Raw genomic sequence first — 17,972 nt, forward strand, 5'->3', positions numbered from 1 at the left:
GACCAGTCGGGCAGGGCGCGGGCTTTTTGTCAGGCACAGCCAATCAAAAGCCGCGCAGGAGGTCAATTCAACGACACCGTAACGTAGGGGCAGCGCAGATGCGCCCCAGGGCAAAGGCCGACCCGTGGATCGGCCTTCAACACTTTACTGTTGGGTCAGCAGGTTGGTCAGTTCCTGAATTTTCTGAACAATCGTTTCAGGCGAATCCTTGATATCATTCACAATCTTGATCGCCTGATCTTTCAGATCGGTGGCCAGAGTGCTGTCCTGAAGGGATGTCATAATGCCATCATAGTCGAAGTTGGTCGGGTCCAGCTTGCCTTCCTGAATCCATGAGTTCAGCAACTCCTGCCCTTGACCGGCCAGCGCGGCCACCTGATCGCTGGCCTCCTGAGCCGCATCAGAGGCCTGATCCGCCACCGATGACGCCGCTTCTGTAGCTTGGTCCGTCAGCGACGACGCTGCTTCGGCGGCTTGTTCGGTCGCTGCATCGACAGCGTCAGAGGCAGCGTCCTGTACAGATGAAGCTGCGTCTGTCACCGCTTCGGCGGCTTCTTCTGCCGCGGTTTCCAAACGCTCGGCGGGTGTGGGTTCGGGTTGATTCAGGTAATAGTATCCGCCGGCGCCAATTGCGGCGATGACGATGGCAAGAATAAGAGTACGCGACATGTGTGTCTCCTTTGGAAATTGTGTCGCCGGAATGCGCCAAAAATAACTCAGGTACAAAGGGGAATTCCCGATAATTCTCAGCAGAATAGAGTATAAGCCGGGCTATGCTCATTGTCCTTTGAAACGCGGCAAGAACACGCCGGCACAAAGATGTCGCGCCCTGTTTTGGCGGCGATCCGCCGGGAATGACCCGCAGACGCAACCAATTTTCGGGCGCTTCTTGTGGGCCAAAAGGCAGCATTGAGCCTGCATTGGGATAGTGGCGGAGAGACAGGGATTCGAACCCTGGGTGGGCTTGCACCCACAACGGTTTTCGAGACCGCCCCGTTCGACCACTCCGGCACCTCTCCGCGGGGGTCTGTGAGGGGGGGATTTAGTGAGGAACGGGCAGGGGTGCAAGCAGAAAATTCGGGAATTGAAGAAACCCGGGATTTTCCGTTGCCTGCCAGCGCAAAACTCCTAGTCTGATATCCATGATACAGTTTGTACGCCGCTCCGCCTTTTGGTTTCTGGCCCCGCTCTTTGCGCTTGTTCTGATCCCGTTGGAACTTTCCGCCGCCAGCCGTGATCGGATAGAGGCCTTTCTGACCACGACCGGGTTTGACGTTGCCCTGGAAAGCATCGCGCTGAGCTCGAGGTCTGCCCCCCAGATGCTGGGGATTGATCCCGATGGCTTCGGTTCGGACTGGACGCGTCTGGCAGACGAAGTCTTTGACGTCGGCGCCATGCACGAGACCGCGGTTTCCATCCTCGAACAAACCCTGAGTGATGAGGCCCTGACACACGCGGTTGACTTTTATGCATCGGATCTGGGTCAGCGCCTGGTTGAGGCCGAAAACGCCTCGCATATGCTCGAGGACGATGAGGCCAAGCAGCTGGAAGGCCAAAAAATCATTGCAGACCTGATCAAGGACGGATCGCAACGGGTCGAAAGTTTCAAACGTATGAACAAGGCGATCGATTCGACCGGTACCGCAGTGCGGGCCCTGCAAGAAATTCAGGTGCGTTTTCTTCTGGCAGCCAGCGCATCAGGTGTCATTGACCTGCAACTTGATGCGGATGAATTGCGTGCGCTGATGAAGCGGAACGAAGCCGGTATGCGCCAGTCGCTGCAACTGTCCAGCCTTGCGGGGGCAGCGTATACCTATCAGGACTTTTCCGATGCGGATGTCGACTCGTATGTCGAGGCGCTGGAACAACCCCTGATGCAGGAAGTGTATGAACTGCTGAACGCGATCCAATACGAAATCATGGCCATGCGGTTCGAAGTACTTGCGGCCCGAATGGCCGAACTGCACCCCGCGCAGGATATTTGATGCACCGCGTTTTTCTGGCGATTGCGTTTGTTCTGTGGGGCGCTCAATTGCTGGCCGATCAAAGGGTCGACCGGCTGGCGCAGGCCATGCATCTTTCGCATGTGATGGAAATTCTCGTACAGGAAGGTCAAGGGCACCGCGAGGAACTTGACGAAACGCTGTTGGACAATACCGGCGGCGCGTATTTTGAAGCGCAGGTCAAAGATATTTACGATCCGGTCTGGATGCAGAAATTCCTGACGGATGCCTTTGAGGCGGGTCTGTCCGTTGCGCAGCTTGATCAGGCGATCCTGTTTTTCGAAAGCGATCTTGGTCAGACGATCGTGTCGCTGGAAAACTCGGCCCGTCAGGCGATGTCGGACCCGGCCATTGAGGACATGGCCCGCGAAGCTTATGAGTCCGTTGAGCGCGACTCGACTCGTTTCGAGTTGGTCGATGAGTACATCCAGGCAAATGACCTTGTCGAAAAGAACGTTCATGGGGCGCTGAGTTCCGACTACAGCTTCTTTCAGGGTCTTGATGTCGACGCGCAAGGCGACGATCAGGAATTGCTGGCCGAACTTCTGTCACAGAAAGAAAGCCGCGCAGCGGAAACCGAGGCGTGGCTTTATTCCTTTCTTCTGATGGCCTATCGGCCGTTGGACGAGACCCAGATGCGTGAGAATATTGCGTTCTCCAGAACCGAAACCGGGCGCGCCCTGAACGAGGCGCTTTTCGACGGCTTTGACCGGATGTTCAACGATATCTCTTTCCGGTTGGGGCGGGCGGTCGCACAGACACTCAGGGCGTCTGATCTCTGACGACGCTTTGGTGTTGACTTTTCCCGGCGATCTATGGATAAGCGCGCATCCCGGCCGGTTTTCCGTGCCGGGTATCGTTATTATTTGACCCTTGGGATGTCCTGATGGTCATTCACACAGCCCGAAAAGGGCGCGCTGTTCGAGGTGGCTTTCAAGTGTCTTGGAGCCGGAAACTCCCGAAAGGGGACCACAGAACGCGGTTAGACAAAGGAAAGACGCATGTTTGCGGTCCTCAAGACTGGCGGCAAGCAGTACAAGGTTCAGGCGGGTGATATCCTCCGCGTTGAAAAGTTGGCTGCCGACGCAGGTGAAAAAGTTCAATTCAACGATGTTCTGATGCTGGGTGGCGACGCTCCGGTTGTTGGCGCACCGTTCATCGAAGGCGCAGGCGTTCAGGCCGAAGTTATCGAACAGATCAAAGGTGACAAGGTCATCAAGTTCGTCAAGCGTCGTCGTAAGCACAGCTCGAAGCGTACCGTTGGCCACCGTCAGAAGCTGACACTGGTCAAGATCACCGACATCCTGTCGTCGGGCGCTGACAAGTCGGGCATCAAGGCTGCAACCGGTTCGGCTCCGGCTGGCGAAGCGGCACCTGCTGCAAAGCCTGCCAAGAAAGCCGAAGCCAAGGCAGAGGCACCTGCCGCTGCTGCTGCGGACGATCTGACCAAGCTGAACGGCGTCGGCCCTGCCGCTGCCAAGAAGCTTGCCGAAGCCGGAATCGAGAGCTTTGCCGCTCTGGCCGCCTTGTCGGACGAGCAGATTGCTGCTATCGAAACGGTCAAAGTGAAACCCGAATGGGTTGAGCAGGCCAAAGAGCTGGCCAAAGGCTAAGGAGAGAGAGAATGGCACATAAAAAAGCTGGCGGTTCCTCCCGTAACGGCCGCGACTCAGCGGGTCGTCGCCTTGGCGTGAAACTGTATGGTGGTCAGGCCGCCATCGCAGGCAACATCATCGTGCGTCAGCGCGGCACCAAGTTCTGGCCGGGCGAAGGCGTAGGCATGGGCAAGGATCACACCATCTTTGCAACTACTGATGGCGCCGTGAAGTTCCACAAGGGGCTCAAAAACCGCACCTTCATTTCGGTCCTGCCAGTGGCGGAGGCCGCAGAGTAAGCCGAAACCCAGAAGGTTTAAGAAAAATTCATGGGGGACCGGCACAAAGTGCCGGTCCCTTTTTCGTTTTAACGCAGTCGTGATCAAACAAACCGATGACAGTTGCAACCACCAGTTTCCTGATCTTTGCCGCCAGCCAGGTCGGCACGCCGGGACCGGCCAACATGGTCCTGCTGGGTACTGGTGCGCGTTTTGGATTTCGCGCCGCGTTGCCTTTTGTCGGGGGTGTTATCCTTGGGAAGCAGTTGATCATTTGGCCGGTCGGCTTTGGATTGCTGCATCTCGCGGATCAGGCACCCGCGGTGTTTACGGTGCTTAAATACGCGTCAGCGGCCTATATTTTTTGGCTGGCGTGGAAGATCGCCAACACGCGTTTGTCGCGACAACAGGCTGAAGGGAACGCCCCCGGCTTTCTGGCCGGGCTGATTGTTCATCCGCTCAACCCCAAGGCCTGGGCCATGATCATTGCCGGGTTCACCGGGTTCGTGGCTGCGGGCACCCCCAGTTTCGAAGCGACGGTTACGATTGCTCTGTGTTTGTTGTTTTGCCAGGTGATCCTTCATCCGATCTGGACTTTTGCGGGCGATAGAATTGCCCATGCGGTTGAAGGACGACCCGTTGAAAAATATCTGATGTGGACGTTGGCAGGCCTTACGGTTGCGTCCGTACTTTTCGTGTTGTTCGGAGGAGGAACACACCCATGAAACTTGAAACAATAATAAATCAGCCGGTCATAGAAACCGAGCGGTTCGATCTGCGCCCTCTGCGTCGGTCGGATATGGGGCTGATCGAGCACTATGCCGGTGATGAGCGTGTGGCGCGCATGACGACGAGTATCGCGCATCCTTTGGCCCCCGGCTCGACCGAGGCCTTTGTGACGCGCTCAATGGCCGAGGACCGGGACGAGGACGTCTGGGTCATGGATGCCACCAAGGACGGCGGTCCGGAACTGATTGGTCTGATCACGCTTAAGCGGCTGGATCGGAACCAGTCCGAAGTGGGCTATTGGGTGGCGCCGATCTACTGGAACACCGGCATTGCGTCGATGGCTGTCGAAGCACTGGTAAATGCCAACCCGCTGAAAAACGCGACGATGTTTGCCAGCGTGTTTCAGGACAATCCGGCCTCGGCCCGGGTCCTGACTCATTGCGGGTTCCAGTATCTTGGCGATGCAGAAAGCTATTCGGTGGCGCGTGATGCGAATGTGCCCACCTGGACATACAGTAAAAAACTCTGACTTGTGGCCGATGGGGCCTTTGCAGTAGGGGACAGACCATGAAATTTCTCGATCTTGCAAAGGTCTACATCCGGTCCGGGGCCGGCGGTAGCGGCTGCGTCAGCTTCCGACGCGAAAAATACATCGAATACGGCGGACCTGATGGCGGGGACGGCGGTAAGGGCGGGTCTGTCTGGGCCGAAGTCGTGGACGGGCTGAACACCCTGATCGACTTCCGGTATCAGCAGCATTTCTTTGCCAAGAACGGCCAGCCGGGCAGGGGCCAGCAACGTACCGGCAAGGATGGCGATGACATTGTCCTGCGCGTGCCTGTCGGCACCGAGATCCTGGATGAGGATGAAGAAACCGTTATCTGCGATCTGACCGAGGTGGGTCAGCGCGTTCTGCTGGCCAAAGGGGGCAATGGCGGTTTCGGCAACCTGCACTTCAAATCGGCCACCAACCAGGCCCCCCGGCGTGCAAATCCGGGGCAGGCCGGCATTGACCGCACGATCTGGCTGCGTCTGAAGCTGATCGCCGATGTGGGTCTGCTGGGCATGCCAAATGCAGGCAAATCGACCTTTCTTGCAGCCACGTCAAACGCGCGGCCCAAGATCGCGGATTATCCGTTTACCACGCTGCACCCAAATCTGGGTGTCGTGGGGGTCGACAACGTGGAATTCGTGGTGGCTGACATTCCCGGCCTGATCGAGGGCGCGCATGAGGGCCGCGGGATCGGAGACCGCTTTCTTGGTCATGTTGAGCGCTGCGCCGTGCTGTTGCATCTTGTCGATGGTACCTCGGAAACGGTTGCCGATGACTACCGCACGATTATCCACGAGCTTGAGGCCTATGGCGGCGAGCTGGCCCAGAAACCCCGGATCACCGTCCTGAACAAGGTCGATGCGCTGGATGACGAAGAACGTGATATGGCCAAAGCCGAGCTTGAAGAGGCCGTTGGCGGCCCGGTGATGATGATGTCCGGTGTTGCTCATCAAGGTGTAACCGAGGTTTTGCGCGCGTTGCGCGGCCAGATCGATGACAATCGTGTGCGTCAGAAACCCACTGAGGAGGCGCAGCCTTGGCAACCCTGACTTCAGCGCGCCGATTGGTCGTCAAAATCGGGTCGGCTTTGCTGGTTGATCGCGAAACCGGCCTGTTGCGCAAGGAATGGTTGTTTTCGTTGGCGCAGGATGTCGCATGGCTCAAGGGGCAGGGGACAGATGTAATCCTCGTCTCGTCCGGGTCGATTGCACTGGGCCGCGGCGTTTTGCGTCTGTCCATGGCGACATTGCCATTGGAAAAGTCGCAAGCTGCGGCCGCCGTCGGGCAAATTCGTCTGGCGCGCGCATATGAAGAGGCGTTGACACCTCATGGGATCACCACGGCGCAGGTTTTGGTGACATTGGAGGACAGCGAGGATCGCCGCCGCTATTTGAATTCACGCGCGACCCTGGAAACTCTGCTGGGTTTGGGTGTCGTGCCGATCGTCAACGAAAACGATACCGTGGCAACGGATGAGATCCGGTATGGCGACAATGATCGTCTGGCCGCGCAAATTGCCGTGACCGTGGGGGCGGATCAGTTGATCCTGCTGTCGGATGTCGATGGCTTCTATTCGGGCAACCCCAACGAGGACGCCTCGGCCACGCGTTTCGAAACGATCGACAAGATCACGCCCGAGATCGAAGCCATGGCGGGCGATGCGGGCTCTGGCCTGTCAAAGGGCGGAATGAAGACAAAGCTGCTGGCCGCCAAGATGGCCACCGCGGGCGGATGTGCGATGGCGATCACTGAAGGATCGGTTCTGAACCCTCTGAAAACGCTGGAAAATGGCGCGAACTCGACGTGGTTTACCGCAACGCTGGACCCGCATGCTGCGCGCAAACGTTGGATTTCGGCCATGAAACCGCGTGGCGAAATCACCATCGATGAAGGGGCTGCCAATGCGCTGGCAAATGGCAAAAGCCTGTTGCCCGCGGGTATTGTTGAAGTGACCGGCGATTTCGGGCGCGGCGACCCCGTTGCGATCCTTGACCCCAAGGCCCGCCGGCTGGCGCAGGGGATCAGCCGTTACACCGCGCAGGAGGCTGACGCGATCAAGGGGCGCAAGTCGTCCGAGATCGAGGCGACACTTGGATATCCCGGCCGTGCGGCCTTGATTCACCGGGATGATCTGGCCCTGTAAATACTGAAAAAGATGACCTGAAAGGCACGCGACATGAAAGATTTCGACAGCATTCCCGCTCTGATGGCTGATCTTGGGAAACGTGCCAAAGCGGCATCGCGCGATCTGGCTTTTGCAAACCCAGAACGCAAACATGCCGCCCTGATTGCAGCGGCCGACGCGGTTTGGGCCAATCGGGCGCAGATCATCGAAGCCAACCGGAAGGATCTGGAGTTCGGCCGCGAGAAAGGTCTGAGCCCCGCGATGATGGATCGGCTGATGCTGGATGAGGCGCGTGTTCAGGGCATGGTCGATGGTCTGCGCGCAGTGGCTGATCAGACCGATCCGGTGGGCGAAGTGCTGGCCGAATGGGACCGCCCGACAGGATTGAAAATCCAACGCGTACGCACCCCGCTGGGTGTGATCGGCGTGATCTATGAAAGCCGCCCCAATGTCACGGCTGACGCAGGTGCGCTGTGTCTGAAATCCGGAAATGCCGTCATTCTGCGTGGCGGCTCCGAGAGCTTTCATTCTTCGACAGCGATTCATGCCTGCCTGGTCGAGGGGCTGAAGGCCGCCGATCTGCCGGAAGATGCGATTCAACTGGTGCCGACACGTGACCGTGCGGCGGTTCAGGAATTGCTGACCATGACCGACTATGTCGACGTCATCGTTCCGCGCGGCGGCAAGGGGTTGGTCGGGCTGGTCCAGCGTGAGGCCCGTGTGCCTGTTTTTGCCCATCTTGAAGGCATCGTGCACATCTATGTCGACAAGGCCGCTGATCCGCAGAAAACGCTGGACGTGGTGTTGAACGCCAAGACACGCCGTACCGGGATCTGCGGCGCTGCCGAATGCCTGCTGATCCATCAGGACATCGCCGAAACGCTGGGGCGTGACGTGATTGCCGCGTTGCTGAAAGCAGGGGTCGAGGTTCACGCCGAAGGCGCACTTGCGGTCGAGGGTACAATTCCCGCGACGGCGGAGGATTGGGGAAAAGAGTTTCTGGACAGCGTGATCGCGGCCAAGCCCGTCGCCGATATCGATGCTGCCATTGCGCATATCCAGCATTACGGGTCGAACCATACAGATTGTATCATGACCGAGGATGACACGGCCGTGGCCCGTTTCTTTGAGCGTTTGGATAGCGCGATCCTTATGCACAACGCTTCGACTCAGTTCGCCGATGGTGGTGAATTCGGGATGGGCGCCGAGATCGGTATCGCCACGGGCAAAATGCATGCCCGCGGCCCGGTGGGGGCCGCACAGTTGACCAGTTTCAAATATCTGGTGCGCGGGAACGGAACAATTCGGAATTAAAAACGCAGCACAAGGCGGGTCGCGGCGGTTTCCACGGAAACGCGTCGACCCATCGCATTTGCCGTTTCCGGCAGCAGAGCGAACTGGACCTGCGCGGGGGTAATCTTGTTGGGGAACCGGCCGGTTGCAACGTGTTTCCATAAGGTATTGTCTACGTTCAACTTGTCGGCAGTTCCGGTCACTGTCCAATTGGTGCCTTGGTTCTCGATCTCAACCTCTCCGCCCATCGGCATGGCACTTTCGCAGCACATGAGCGCAAGGAACGCCAGCTTGATTTGGTTGCGCGGCATGGGCTCGGTCATAAACCAGTTTACCCGCACCCGTCCGGTGCGTTCGATGTCCTTGAGCAGTTCGGCCACTTCGGCCCGGCCCAGCGGCTGTTCTCCTGCTGATCCGAAGGCAACCCGAAAAAACCGGATACGCGCGCCCGCACTGCCGACGCTGCCCGAGATCAACTCCATCTCGGGGCCCTGAACAGCACCAACCATGTCCAACAGTTCCAGCCCGTTGGTGATTGCCCCGATCGGGCTGATCAAATCGTGGCAGATCCGTGAGCCGATCAATTCAGCCAGGTTGACGTTCGTGTTGCCCATGCGTACCTCCTGCGGTATCTGCCACAGGAACCGGAAGCCCCAAATGACAGACATGAATGCTATTCTTGCACCGGGCATGTTTGTTCGCCACCCGGATTTCCCCGAATGGGGTGTCGGACAGGTTCAATCCAACATCGCAGGCAAGATCACCGTAAACTTTCGCGAGCAGGGGAAAGTGGTAATCGACGGAACACGCATCGCCCTGATGCCGGTCTTTGATCCGTGAAACTGGTTTAAGAAGAGTTAACGGAAAAGACCAGATCTCCACTTGTTGCCTTCCCCCGAAGAACTGAGGTATCAGCCGCGTTGATAAAACAGGATTGATAAATCTGACATGCCGGACGCTGGCCCCTCGTTCACGATCAAACTGGCGGAAACCCGGGACGAACTGCGCGCAGCGCAGCGGTTGCGTTATGACGTATTTGTGCGCGAACTCGGCGGCGGAGGGGCGCTGGTCGATCATGTGGCCGGGCTGGAACGGGACCGGTTTGATCCTTATTTCGATCACATGCTGGCCATTGATGATGCGACCGGAGAAGTTGTCGGCGTTTACAGGCTGTTACCGGGTGATCGCGCCGCTGAATTGGGGCAGTTTTATTCCGAAGACGAATACGATCTGAGCGTTCTCAAGCAAAGTGGCCGCAAGTTGCTGGAACTGGGCCGGTCGTGCCTGCACAGGGACTACCGGGGCGGTACGGCCATGTATCATCTCTGGAATGGTCTCTCTCGCTATGTGGCCGAACGCCAGATCGAAGTTCTGTTTGGCGTCGCCAGCTTTCACGGCACGGATGTTCAGGAACTGGCCCAGCCGCTGTCGATGCTGCATCACAATCATCTGGCGCCGCCAGACCTGCGGGTGCGCGCCCAGCCGAGCGTGTTTCAGACCATGGATCTTGTCGCACCGGACGCGCTGGATCGTCGCCGTGCCATGGTACAGGTTCCGGCCCTGATCAAAGCCTATCTGAGGCTTGGCGGGTTTGTGGGTGAGGGGGCGTTCATCGATCATTCCTTCAACACCACCGATGTGTGCCTGATCCTGGATACGACCCGTATGAACGAGCGGCAGAAGCGCATCTATGGCGGGGCTTGATCCGGTGAATGATCCGCTTTGGAACAGTGAGGATGCGCCGGATCCGATCGAACTGGGTTTTGTCGGCTGGATTCTTGTGATCCTGAGGGGCTTGCCCTTGGCCATCCTTGTGTTCGGTGGGCTGCTTGTTCTGTTGGCCATTCGACTGATCGAGTTGCCACTTTGTGGTGTTCGTCGCCCCGTTACACCGTTCATCAGCCAGTTCGTGTGCCGAAACGCGTTCCGAATCCTGGGAATCGGATTTCGCTGCTCGGGCGCGTTGATGAAGGAACACGGTGCCGTTGTCGCCAATCACACATCCTGGCTGGATATCTTTGCCCTGAACGCCCGAAAAAGGGTCTACTTCGTGTCCAAGGCGGAAGTTGCGACCTGGCCGGGTATCGGGTGGTTGGCACGGGCCACCGGGACCGTATTCATCGAAAGGGATCGCAAAAAGGCGCGCGAGCAGACGGCGATCTTCGAAGAACGCCTGAAGGCCGGACACAAGCTGTTGTTTTTCCCCGAAGGCACCTCGACCGACGGATTGCGTGTTTTGCCATTTAAAACAACGCTCTTTGCCGCTTTCTTCGCAGACGAGCTGCGGGATTTCATGTATGTTCAACCGGTCTCGGTGGTGTTTCACGCGCCGAAAGGTCAGCCTGACCGGTTCTATGGCTGGTGGGGCGATATGGATTTCGCGCCCCATCTGCTCAAGACATTGGGCGCGCGCAGGCAGGGGTCCGTTGAGCTGATCTATCACGCTCCCGCCCGGGTCAGGGATTTCGCCAACCGCAAGGAACTGGCGGCCCATTGCGAGGCGGCAGTGCGCCACGCGCATGCATTGGCGCGGCTTGAAAAATAAGGCTTTGACCCTTGCGCTGCCTTCAAACCTGCCGTATACGCGCGCCATTCAAACCCGCAGGCGGGGTTTGGGCCTTGTGGGGGAGACATCCCTATCTGGCCCGCCGGTTGGAGCATTCGCTTCTTTCACCCCCGCCGAGGCGTAAACCGGAAAAGGAAAACATAGCATGGCTCTTCCCGAGTTCACCATGCGTCAGCTGCTGGAAGCTGGCGTTCACTTCGGCCACCAGACACAGCGTTGGAATCCCCGCATGGGCCCGTTCATCTACGGCTCGCGCAATGGCATCCACATCATGGACTTGACCCAGACCGTTCCGATGCTGGACCAGGCTTTGCAGGCCGTTCGTGACACCGTTGCCAAAGGTGGCCGCGTTTTGTTCGTTGGTACCAAGCGTCAGGCTGCTGGCCCGATCGCAGAAGCCGCTGAAAAGTCGGCTCAGTACTACATGAACCACCGCTGGCTGGGCGGCACGCTGACCAACTGGAAAACCGTTTCCCAGTCGATCAACCGTCTGAACCAGATCGACGAAGCGATGGAATCGGGCGCCGAAGGCCTGACCAAGAAAGAGCGTCTGGGCATGGAACGCGACCAGGCCAAGCTGCAAGCATCGCTGGGCGGTATCCGCGAGATGGGCGGCGTACCTGACCTGCTGTTCGTCATCGACGTCAAGAAAGAAGCACTGGCCATCGCCGAAGCCAACAAGCTGGGTATCCCGGTCGTGGCTGTTGTCGACACCAACTGCTCGCCCGACGGTGTTGATTACATCATCCCCGGCAACGACGACGCAGCACGCGCGATCTCGCTGTACTGCGATCTGGCCGCACGTGCCGCTCTGGACGGTATGACCGCTCAGCTGGGTGCCGCTGGCGTTGATTTGGGTGAATTCGAAGAAGCGCCGGTTGAAGAAGCCGTTGCGGAAGAAGCACCCGCTGAAGAAGCTGCTCCGGAAGCCAAAGCCGAAGCGTAAGCTGCCCGTCACGTAAATGACATATGGGGCAGGGTAGACCTGCCCCAATTCCATTTGAATTGAGGAGAGCCTAAAGATGGCAATCACAGCAGCAATGGTTAAAGAACTGCGCGACTCGACCGGCGCAGGCATGATGGACGCGAAAAAAGCGCTGACTGAAACCGGCGGCAACATGGATGAAGCCGTTGACTGGCTGCGCACCAAAGGTCTGGCCAAGGCGGCCAAGAAATCGGGCCGTACCGCAGCTGAAGGTCTGGTTGCAGTTCACGTCGATGGCGGCAGCGGTGTTGCTGTTGAGGTGAACTCGGAAACCGACTTTGTCGCGAAAAACGCCGAGTTCCAGGAAATGGTCGGCAAGATTGCATATGCGGCTGAAGGCGTCGACAATGTAGAGGAACTGCTGGCAGCAGATCTGGGCGGTAAGTCCGTTGCGGACACCCTGACCGACAAAATCGCCACCATCGGTGAAAACATGTCGGTGCGTCGCATGGCGAAACTGTCGGGCGACACCGTTGTGTCCTATGTCCACAATGCGGCCACCAACGGCATGGGCAAAATCGGCGTTCTGGTTGCTTTGACCGGTGGCGACGAAGCGATTGGCAAGCAGGTTGCAATGCACATCGCGGCTGTGAACCCGGCGGCCCTGTCCGAAGCAGACATGGACCCGGCAGTTGTCGAGAAAGAAAAGCAAGTCCAGATGGACATCGCCCGCGAATCCGGCAAGCCGGAGCAGGTGATCGAAAAGATGATCGAAGGCCGCATGAAGAAATTCGTCGCGGAATCGACTCTGCTGAACCAGCAATTTGTCGTGAACCCTGACCTGACCGTCGAAGCAGCGGCCAAGGAAGCAGGCGCGACCATCACCGGCTTCATCCGTCTGGAAGTTGGCGAAGGCATCGTGGTTGAAAAAGAAGATTTCGCCGCCGAAGTCGCCAAAGCCGCGCAAGGCTAAAAGGGCACAGGGAAAGTACCAGCAACGGCCTTTCCCAACAAATCTAAAGGGTTACGCACTGCGTAACCCTTTTTTCTGCCATCGGCGGATTTCAAAATTCTGAAATGTAGAGAAGAATTGGAGGGCCCCGCATGATGGGGATGGTCGAGGCCCCCCAAAATTCCGACACCGGTACGCGGACAAATAGGCGCCCCCTTGTCAGAGTGATCGGAGAGCTTTGTTATTGCAAAGATCCAATCCAATGTTCCCTGGCTAAAGCCACCACTCACGGAACACTCTCACTTTGCAACTTTTCCGATTGGTTTGAAAAGTAGTGATTTCCTTACCTAGGGTAAACTGACGCGGGATAGCGTCAAAATATTGCGGTTATGCTTCCATAATGAACATCTGGTTGTGCAGTGACGCCTTGAGAACCGCTTGCGCCGTCGTTTCGACCGAAAGCGCCTCGCGCGCGAGTCGCAGGTGCTTTTCCACCGTTGCAGATGTCAGTCCCATCAACAGCGCGATATCCTGAGTGGTTTTTCCGTCACCAACCCACTGCAAAGCTTCGCGTTGGCGTTTGGTAAGTGCCCGGTTCGGCGGATGGAACGGCAATGTCAGGATTTTCAGGTGGGCGACATTGTTCATAAGTAGAATGTCGTCGCCGTGCTCTTCCCAGACCGCATCCACATCCTCCTGGCTCAACCCATTATTGGCCGACAGGGAAATCGCCCCTTTTGAGCGCATGGAAACCGAGTTGAAGCTGACGGTATAACCCGAAACCACGCCCATGGATTTGTTGAACTCGAAAACTTCGCGTTCCTTCGCGGTCATCGTCCCGCCCGAGTTCATGTCCTGCAACATTTTCCAGCTGGCGGCGCCTTCGTTGTCCAAGGCCCACTTCAACATCGGAGCGTGAAAATACAGTCCATCCTTGATGAATCCGTCCACATAGGCCCGCTTGTGGTTCGTCAGGATTACGAAATCTTCTGGATCACCCAGAGACGTGGCCGTCCGGAATTGCGTGTACCCATAGATCAGGCGGGTAAAACCAAATTCGGCCATTTGGCGGCAATGTGCATCCCACAGGTCTTCCAGGGTTTTGGCGTAGCTGACAAACCGAAGATATTCCTTGAGCTTCATGTCGTGCTGCCTGCTTTCAGATGAGCCGCGAGCGCATCCAGCGCGAGGATATAGCTGTGGGCACCGAATCCACAGATCTGACCCAGTGCGACAGGGGCTATGTAGGACCTGTGCCGAAACGTTTCCCGGGCATGAATGTTGGAAAGATGCACTTCGACAACCGGCAGTTCCACCGATGCAATCGCATCCATAAGGGCAATCGACGTATGCGTGAACGCGCCTGCGTTCAGTATCAGCCCGCTTTGTACACCGCGGGCCGCGTGAATGGCGTCAAGCAGCACACCTTCGTGATTGGATTGCAGGTGGGTGACGTCCAGCCCGATGGAGGCGCCATGCTGAACGCAACGATCCTCGATCATATGTAGTGTCGTGCTGCCGTAAACCTCGGGCTGCCGTGTGCCAAGCAGATTGAGGTTTGGGCCATTCAATACCAAAACGTTATGCATGTTTTCACGATCCCCATACTTGGTTCATAGACGCGAAAAGGCCGGGTTGTCTACCTGACTTTGGTGGATTGAATACAGACAGTTGCCCTGAAAACAGACCTTGAGATGGAAGAGGAAACCAAGTTCAGTCATTCGACATGACGACACAGCGCGTCCGTTTGGACTTGGGCCGTACATTTACGTCCGTTTTTCGATTGCGGGAAAACAGGTTTTCGGGCGCATTGTCGTCGGTATCAGTATCGGAACATTGGAACTATCCGGGCTTACCAGCCGGCGCTTTGCGACGCTGAGTAATCCTTGCAAACCGTCTCTGATGCGATTGAAGATTGTCATGTGGAGTTTTGGTGCAACCCGGTTTCGTGCCAACGCAGCGGGCGGCTGATCGCCGCAAAGACAACAAGGCTTTGAACCGGGCCGGAATGCAACCGAAATCAGATTTAGCAGAGGAACATGACAATGACCCCCGATACCCTTTTCTCGCTGCCCGGCAAAACCGCATTGGTCACCGGAGGCGCCACGGGTATCGGTCGGATGGCCGCAGAGGCGTTGGTCAGGGCCGGCGCGCGCGTGTTGATCGCTTCTCGAAACGGGGACGCCTGTGTCGCGGCCGCCGCCGAGTTGAATGCGCTGGAGGCACCGGGAAGTGCCGAAGGGTTTGCCGGAGACATCGGCAGCGAGGCAAGTATCGCCAAACTGGTTTCGGACATTCAGAACCGGACGGAAGGACTTGATATTCTTATGAATAACTCTGGCGTGACCTGGGGGGCACCCTTGGGCCAGTTTCCTTATGACGCGTGGGACAAGGTGATGTCGGTCAACGTGGCCGGGGTATTCGAGCTTACCCAGAGGCTGCTGCCAATGTTGATGCAATCCGGAACCGCAGACGATCCGGCCCGGGTCGTGAATGTTGGATCCGTGATGGGAGAGGTTCCCATGGGGGATGGCGCCTATAGCTATTCAGCCTCGAAAGCTGCGGTTCTGCATCTGACAAAAATCATGGCCAAGGAACTGTCGCCCTACCACGTGACGGTCAACGCGCTGGCTCCGGGGCCGTTCGTATCGCGGATGACAGCCTTTGCTACGGCGGATGAGGACAAGCGTGAAAAGGTCGGCAAGTCAGTGCCTCTTGGGCGCGTCGGCTGTGATGAAGATATAGCGGGGTGCGTGCTGTTTCTGTGTGGACGCGGGGGCAGTTATGTAACCGGTTCGATCATCCCGGTTTCTGGTGGGATCAACGTTGTAACGTCGGGCAATATCTTTGCCGAAGCTTTCTAAGTCGCGCTGCGATCAAAACCGATCCCGTTCACAACGTGTTGGATTTGTGTCGTTTCTTGTTTTTCGACAGTTCAATTTCCAGGTTCGGCAAGCTGTTCTTGCCAAAGAACATTTCAGAGCCGTAAAACAGGCTGGGAACGCCAAAAACGCCGCGGCGCACGAACGATTTGGTCTGATCCTTCAGATCCTGTTTGATTTCAGGGCTTGTCATGGCCTCGCGCAGCTTGCGAACCGGCAGTTCATTTTCCTGTAGAATGTCAATCAGAACGGCCAGTTCATCCGCCTTTTGGCCATGCACCCATATGGCATCAAAGATGGCGTTTATGTATTTGATTTCCCATGATTTACCACTAGCGAACCGGGCGCCGCGCATCGCAAATTTCGTATTGATCGGAAAATGCGGGCTCATGTGAAAGCTCAGCCCGCGACGCCGCGCGAACCGATGCAAGTCATGAGTAAGATAGGCGGTTTTCTGGCGGTTTTCGGAAAACGCCTGAAACGGGCTCTGGTTGTGCGTTGCCTTGAAAACAACGGGCAGAAGGACAGGGGAATACCTGATCTTGGCATTATGCCGCGCGGCCAGCTCTGGCAGCATCTTGTGGGCCAGAAAGGCATTTGGGCTGCAAAAATCGTAAACGAAATCTATGCTTTGCGTCATTCTATTCCTCCAGGCCAATCCGGCACGTCGCCGTCCAACAATTTACAAGCGAATCTGTGACGGTTTCACTGTATCACTTGGATTTAAGGCGTGCCTCTTGGCTCTGCTTGTATAACCATTCATTTCAGCCCGGGTTTTGCTGTTGTTTCAGGCCCTACGCGTACACGATGTTAGTCAACTTCTGGTGGAACTCAAAAATGCTTCGAAAACAAGTCATGTTCGATGAAACGCGCCTGAACTGGATTCGCATCTGGATGGACCGCTATGTTGAGCAGCGCAAATACGCGGGCTCTTCCTTTTTGCTGAAGCACAAGGGGGATGAGGTCTTTTTCCACTCCAGCGGCCTGCGAAATCTTGAAGAGGACTTGCCGTTCCAACGCGATACGCTGGTGCGCATCTACTCGATGACCAAACCCGTTACGTCTGTTGCCTTGATGATGCTGGCGGAACGTGGGCTGTTTCACCTCGACGCACCGCTGTCGGATTTCCTTCCCGAGTACAAACAGATGCAGGCTCTGGTACCCGGCGCGGACAAGCTGGATCAAACCGAGGACGCGGCAAGCCCGACCCTTCATCAGTTGCTGACCCATACCAGCGGTTTCAGCTATCCGTTCAACCCCGGGTTCCTGCCGGAGGCGATGGATGAAAAGGACCTTATATTTAAACCAAATCAGGGTCTTCTGAAAGATCGCGTACGTGAACTGGCAGAGTTACCCTTGGCTTTCCAGCCCGGAACACGGTGGGAATATTCGGTTGGAACCGATGTGCTTGGGCGCGTTGTCGAGGTCGTCTCGGGACAGACCCTGGAACAATTCTTCCGGCAGGAAATCTTGGCGCCCCTCGAGATGCGCGAAACCGGGTTTTCCGTGCCCGACGGGGCAGGGGACCGGTTCGCCTCGCTTTATACGCCGCTGGCCGGCGATGCGATGGCGTTGAATTCCGCAGAACAGGGAGGCGATACCTTGCGTCTGGTGGATGCCCACGAAGCTTCTCCATTTGTGAATGCGACAACGTTCTCGGGCGGCGGCGGGCTGGTTTCCACAATCGATGACTATGTCAAATTCGTCGACATGCTTCGCAATCGCGGGTCCGGCAACGGGCATCAACTGCTTGGCCCGAAAACGGTGGACTTCATGATGCGCAACCACTTGCCGGGCGATATAGCTTCGATGGGACCAAAGAGCTTTGCAGAACAGCCCATGGAAGGCATGGGATTTGGCCTTGCAGGGTCGATTGTCCTCAACCCGGGTCGGGTGCGCGTGCCCGGATCCGTTGGTGATTTCAGCTGGGGTGGCATGGCCTCGACCTATTTCTGGATCGACTGGCAGAACGATCTGACGGCTGTGTTCTTCACGCAATTGTCGCCGTCCAGTTCCTACCCATCCCGGGCTGAACTCAAGGCCTTGGTGCACGCCGCCATTATTGAATGAT

The 17,972-nt window shown here is 57.1% G+C and carries 21 protein-coding genes and 1 tRNA gene; 16 read left to right on the forward strand and 6 right to left on the reverse strand.

The window, feature by feature from the left end; translation table 11 throughout:
* Window positions 1–144 precede the first annotated feature (144 nt).
* Both GOW56_RS01615 and GOW56_RS01620 read right to left on the reverse strand, forming a co-directional pair.
* Entirely contained in the window at window positions 145–669 is a 525-nt protein-coding gene (locus GOW56_RS01615; RefSeq protein ID WP_171204751.1) for a hypothetical protein, read from the reverse strand.
* Window positions 670–929: 260 nt separating this feature from the next.
* Window positions 930–1,019, reverse strand: a tRNA-Ser gene (locus tag GOW56_RS01620).
* A 123-nt stretch (window positions 1,020–1,142) separates the two neighbouring features.
* Between GOW56_RS01620 and GOW56_RS01625 the strand changes: the two genes are divergently transcribed.
* The 9 genes from GOW56_RS01625 (at window position 1,143) to GOW56_RS01665 (ending at window position 8,597) form a co-directional block, all read left to right on the forward strand.
* On the forward strand, window positions 1,143–1,985 hold the full coding sequence (locus GOW56_RS01625; protein WP_171168195.1) for a DUF2059 domain-containing protein: 843 nt from the start codon (window positions 1,143–1,145) through the stop codon (window positions 1,983–1,985).
* A complete protein-coding gene (locus GOW56_RS01630; RefSeq protein ID WP_171168193.1) occupies window positions 1,985–2,785 on the forward strand; it encodes a DUF2059 domain-containing protein in 801 nt (266 codons plus the stop codon). Before GOW56_RS01625 ends, GOW56_RS01630 begins: the two co-directional genes overlap by 1 nt.
* 219 nt (window positions 2,786–3,004) lie before the next feature.
* Complete coding sequence (locus GOW56_RS01635; RefSeq protein ID WP_152457962.1) at window positions 3,005–3,616, forward strand: 50S ribosomal protein L21; 612 nt, start codon at window positions 3,005–3,007, stop codon at window positions 3,614–3,616.
* An 11-nt stretch (window positions 3,617–3,627) separates the two neighbouring features.
* On the forward strand, window positions 3,628–3,897 hold the full coding sequence (rpmA, locus tag GOW56_RS01640) for a 50S ribosomal protein L27 (RefSeq protein WP_039535512.1): 270 nt from the start codon (window positions 3,628–3,630) through the stop codon (window positions 3,895–3,897).
* 95 nt (window positions 3,898–3,992) lie between these two features.
* Window positions 3,993–4,601: a LysE family translocator gene (locus tag GOW56_RS01645; RefSeq protein WP_152457963.1), complete on the forward strand. Its 609-nt coding sequence runs from the start codon at window positions 3,993–3,995 to the stop codon at window positions 4,599–4,601.
* Window positions 4,598–5,134, forward strand: coding sequence for a GNAT family N-acetyltransferase (locus GOW56_RS01650; protein WP_152457964.1), 537 nt, complete (start codon window positions 4,598–4,600; stop codon window positions 5,132–5,134). The genes GOW56_RS01645 and GOW56_RS01650 overlap by 4 nt, the downstream gene beginning before the upstream one ends.
* 38 nt (window positions 5,135–5,172) lie before the next feature.
* A complete protein-coding gene (gene obgE, locus GOW56_RS01655) occupies window positions 5,173–6,207 on the forward strand; it encodes a GTPase ObgE (RefSeq protein ID WP_171204752.1) in 1,035 nt (344 codons plus the stop codon).
* The gene (proB, locus tag GOW56_RS01660) at window positions 6,195–7,301 is read left to right on the forward strand and encodes a glutamate 5-kinase (RefSeq protein ID WP_171204753.1); all 1,107 of its coding nucleotides are present in this window, start codon (window positions 6,195–6,197) and stop codon (window positions 7,299–7,301) included. The genes obgE and proB overlap by 13 nt, the downstream gene beginning before the upstream one ends.
* A gap of 33 nt (window positions 7,302–7,334) precedes the next feature.
* Window positions 7,335–8,597, forward strand: coding sequence for a glutamate-5-semialdehyde dehydrogenase (locus GOW56_RS01665; RefSeq protein ID WP_171168187.1), 1,263 nt, complete (start codon window positions 7,335–7,337; stop codon window positions 8,595–8,597).
* On the opposite strand, the gene GOW56_RS01670 is transcribed toward GOW56_RS01665, so the two are convergent.
* Window positions 8,594–9,190 (reverse strand): histidine phosphotransferase family protein, encoded by a 597-nt coding sequence (locus GOW56_RS01670; protein WP_171204754.1) that lies wholly within the window; start codon window positions 9,188–9,190, stop codon window positions 8,594–8,596. The two genes, GOW56_RS01665 and GOW56_RS01670, sit on opposite strands and share 4 nt — an antisense overlap.
* Window positions 9,191–9,233: 43 nt before the next feature.
* Between GOW56_RS01670 and GOW56_RS01675 the strand changes: the two genes are divergently transcribed.
* The 5 genes from GOW56_RS01675 (at window position 9,234) to tsf (ending at window position 13,040) form a co-directional block, all read left to right on the forward strand.
* Window positions 9,234–9,416, forward strand: a complete 183-nt coding sequence (locus tag GOW56_RS01675) for a DUF3553 domain-containing protein (protein ID WP_050602459.1) — start codon at window positions 9,234–9,236, stop codon at window positions 9,414–9,416.
* A gap of 108 nt (window positions 9,417–9,524) precedes the next feature.
* The gene (locus GOW56_RS01680; protein ID WP_171204755.1) at window positions 9,525–10,280 is read left to right on the forward strand and encodes a GNAT family N-acetyltransferase; all 756 of its coding nucleotides are present in this window, start codon (window positions 9,525–9,527) and stop codon (window positions 10,278–10,280) included.
* The gene (locus GOW56_RS01685) at window positions 10,267–11,121 is read left to right on the forward strand and encodes a 1-acyl-sn-glycerol-3-phosphate acyltransferase (protein WP_171204756.1); all 855 of its coding nucleotides are present in this window, start codon (window positions 10,267–10,269) and stop codon (window positions 11,119–11,121) included. The genes GOW56_RS01680 and GOW56_RS01685 overlap by 14 nt, the downstream gene beginning before the upstream one ends.
* A gap of 166 nt (window positions 11,122–11,287) precedes the next feature.
* Complete coding sequence (rpsB, locus tag GOW56_RS01690; protein ID WP_152457971.1) at window positions 11,288–12,088, forward strand: 30S ribosomal protein S2; 801 nt, start codon at window positions 11,288–11,290, stop codon at window positions 12,086–12,088.
* A 76-nt stretch (window positions 12,089–12,164) separates the two neighbouring features.
* Window positions 12,165–13,040, forward strand: coding sequence for a translation elongation factor Ts (gene tsf / locus GOW56_RS01695; RefSeq protein WP_171115937.1), 876 nt, complete (start codon window positions 12,165–12,167; stop codon window positions 13,038–13,040).
* 366 nt (window positions 13,041–13,406) lie between these two features.
* On the opposite strand, the gene GOW56_RS01700 is transcribed toward tsf, so the two are convergent.
* Both GOW56_RS01700 and aroQ read right to left on the reverse strand, forming a co-directional pair.
* Entirely contained in the window at window positions 13,407–14,162 is a 756-nt protein-coding gene (locus GOW56_RS01700) for an autoinducer binding domain-containing protein (protein ID WP_152457973.1), read from the reverse strand.
* Window positions 14,159–14,608 carry a type II 3-dehydroquinate dehydratase gene (gene aroQ / locus GOW56_RS01705; protein ID WP_152457974.1) on the reverse strand — a complete coding sequence of 150 codons (450 nt, stop codon included), beginning with the start codon at window positions 14,606–14,608 and terminating at the stop codon, window positions 14,159–14,161. The genes GOW56_RS01700 and aroQ overlap by 4 nt, the downstream gene beginning before the upstream one ends.
* Before the next feature lie 456 nt (window positions 14,609–15,064).
* Between aroQ and GOW56_RS01710 the strand changes: the two genes are divergently transcribed.
* Window positions 15,065–15,883, forward strand: coding sequence for an SDR family oxidoreductase (locus GOW56_RS01710; RefSeq protein WP_171204757.1), 819 nt, complete (start codon window positions 15,065–15,067; stop codon window positions 15,881–15,883).
* Between the two features lie 28 nt (window positions 15,884–15,911).
* On the opposite strand, the gene GOW56_RS01715 is transcribed toward GOW56_RS01710, so the two are convergent.
* Window positions 15,912–16,541 (reverse strand): 2-hydroxychromene-2-carboxylate isomerase, encoded by a 630-nt coding sequence (locus GOW56_RS01715; RefSeq protein WP_152457975.1) that lies wholly within the window; start codon window positions 16,539–16,541, stop codon window positions 15,912–15,914.
* Between the two features lie 197 nt (window positions 16,542–16,738).
* Between GOW56_RS01715 and GOW56_RS01720 the strand changes: the two genes are divergently transcribed.
* Window positions 16,739–17,971 (forward strand): serine hydrolase, encoded by a 1,233-nt coding sequence (locus GOW56_RS01720; RefSeq protein ID WP_171204758.1) that lies wholly within the window; start codon window positions 16,739–16,741, stop codon window positions 17,969–17,971.
* Window position 17,972 lies beyond the last annotated feature (1 nt).

The organism is Ruegeria sp. HKCCA0235A (assembly GCF_013033235.1).
Taxonomy (GTDB): Bacteria; Pseudomonadota; Alphaproteobacteria; order Rhodobacterales; family Rhodobacteraceae; genus Ruegeria.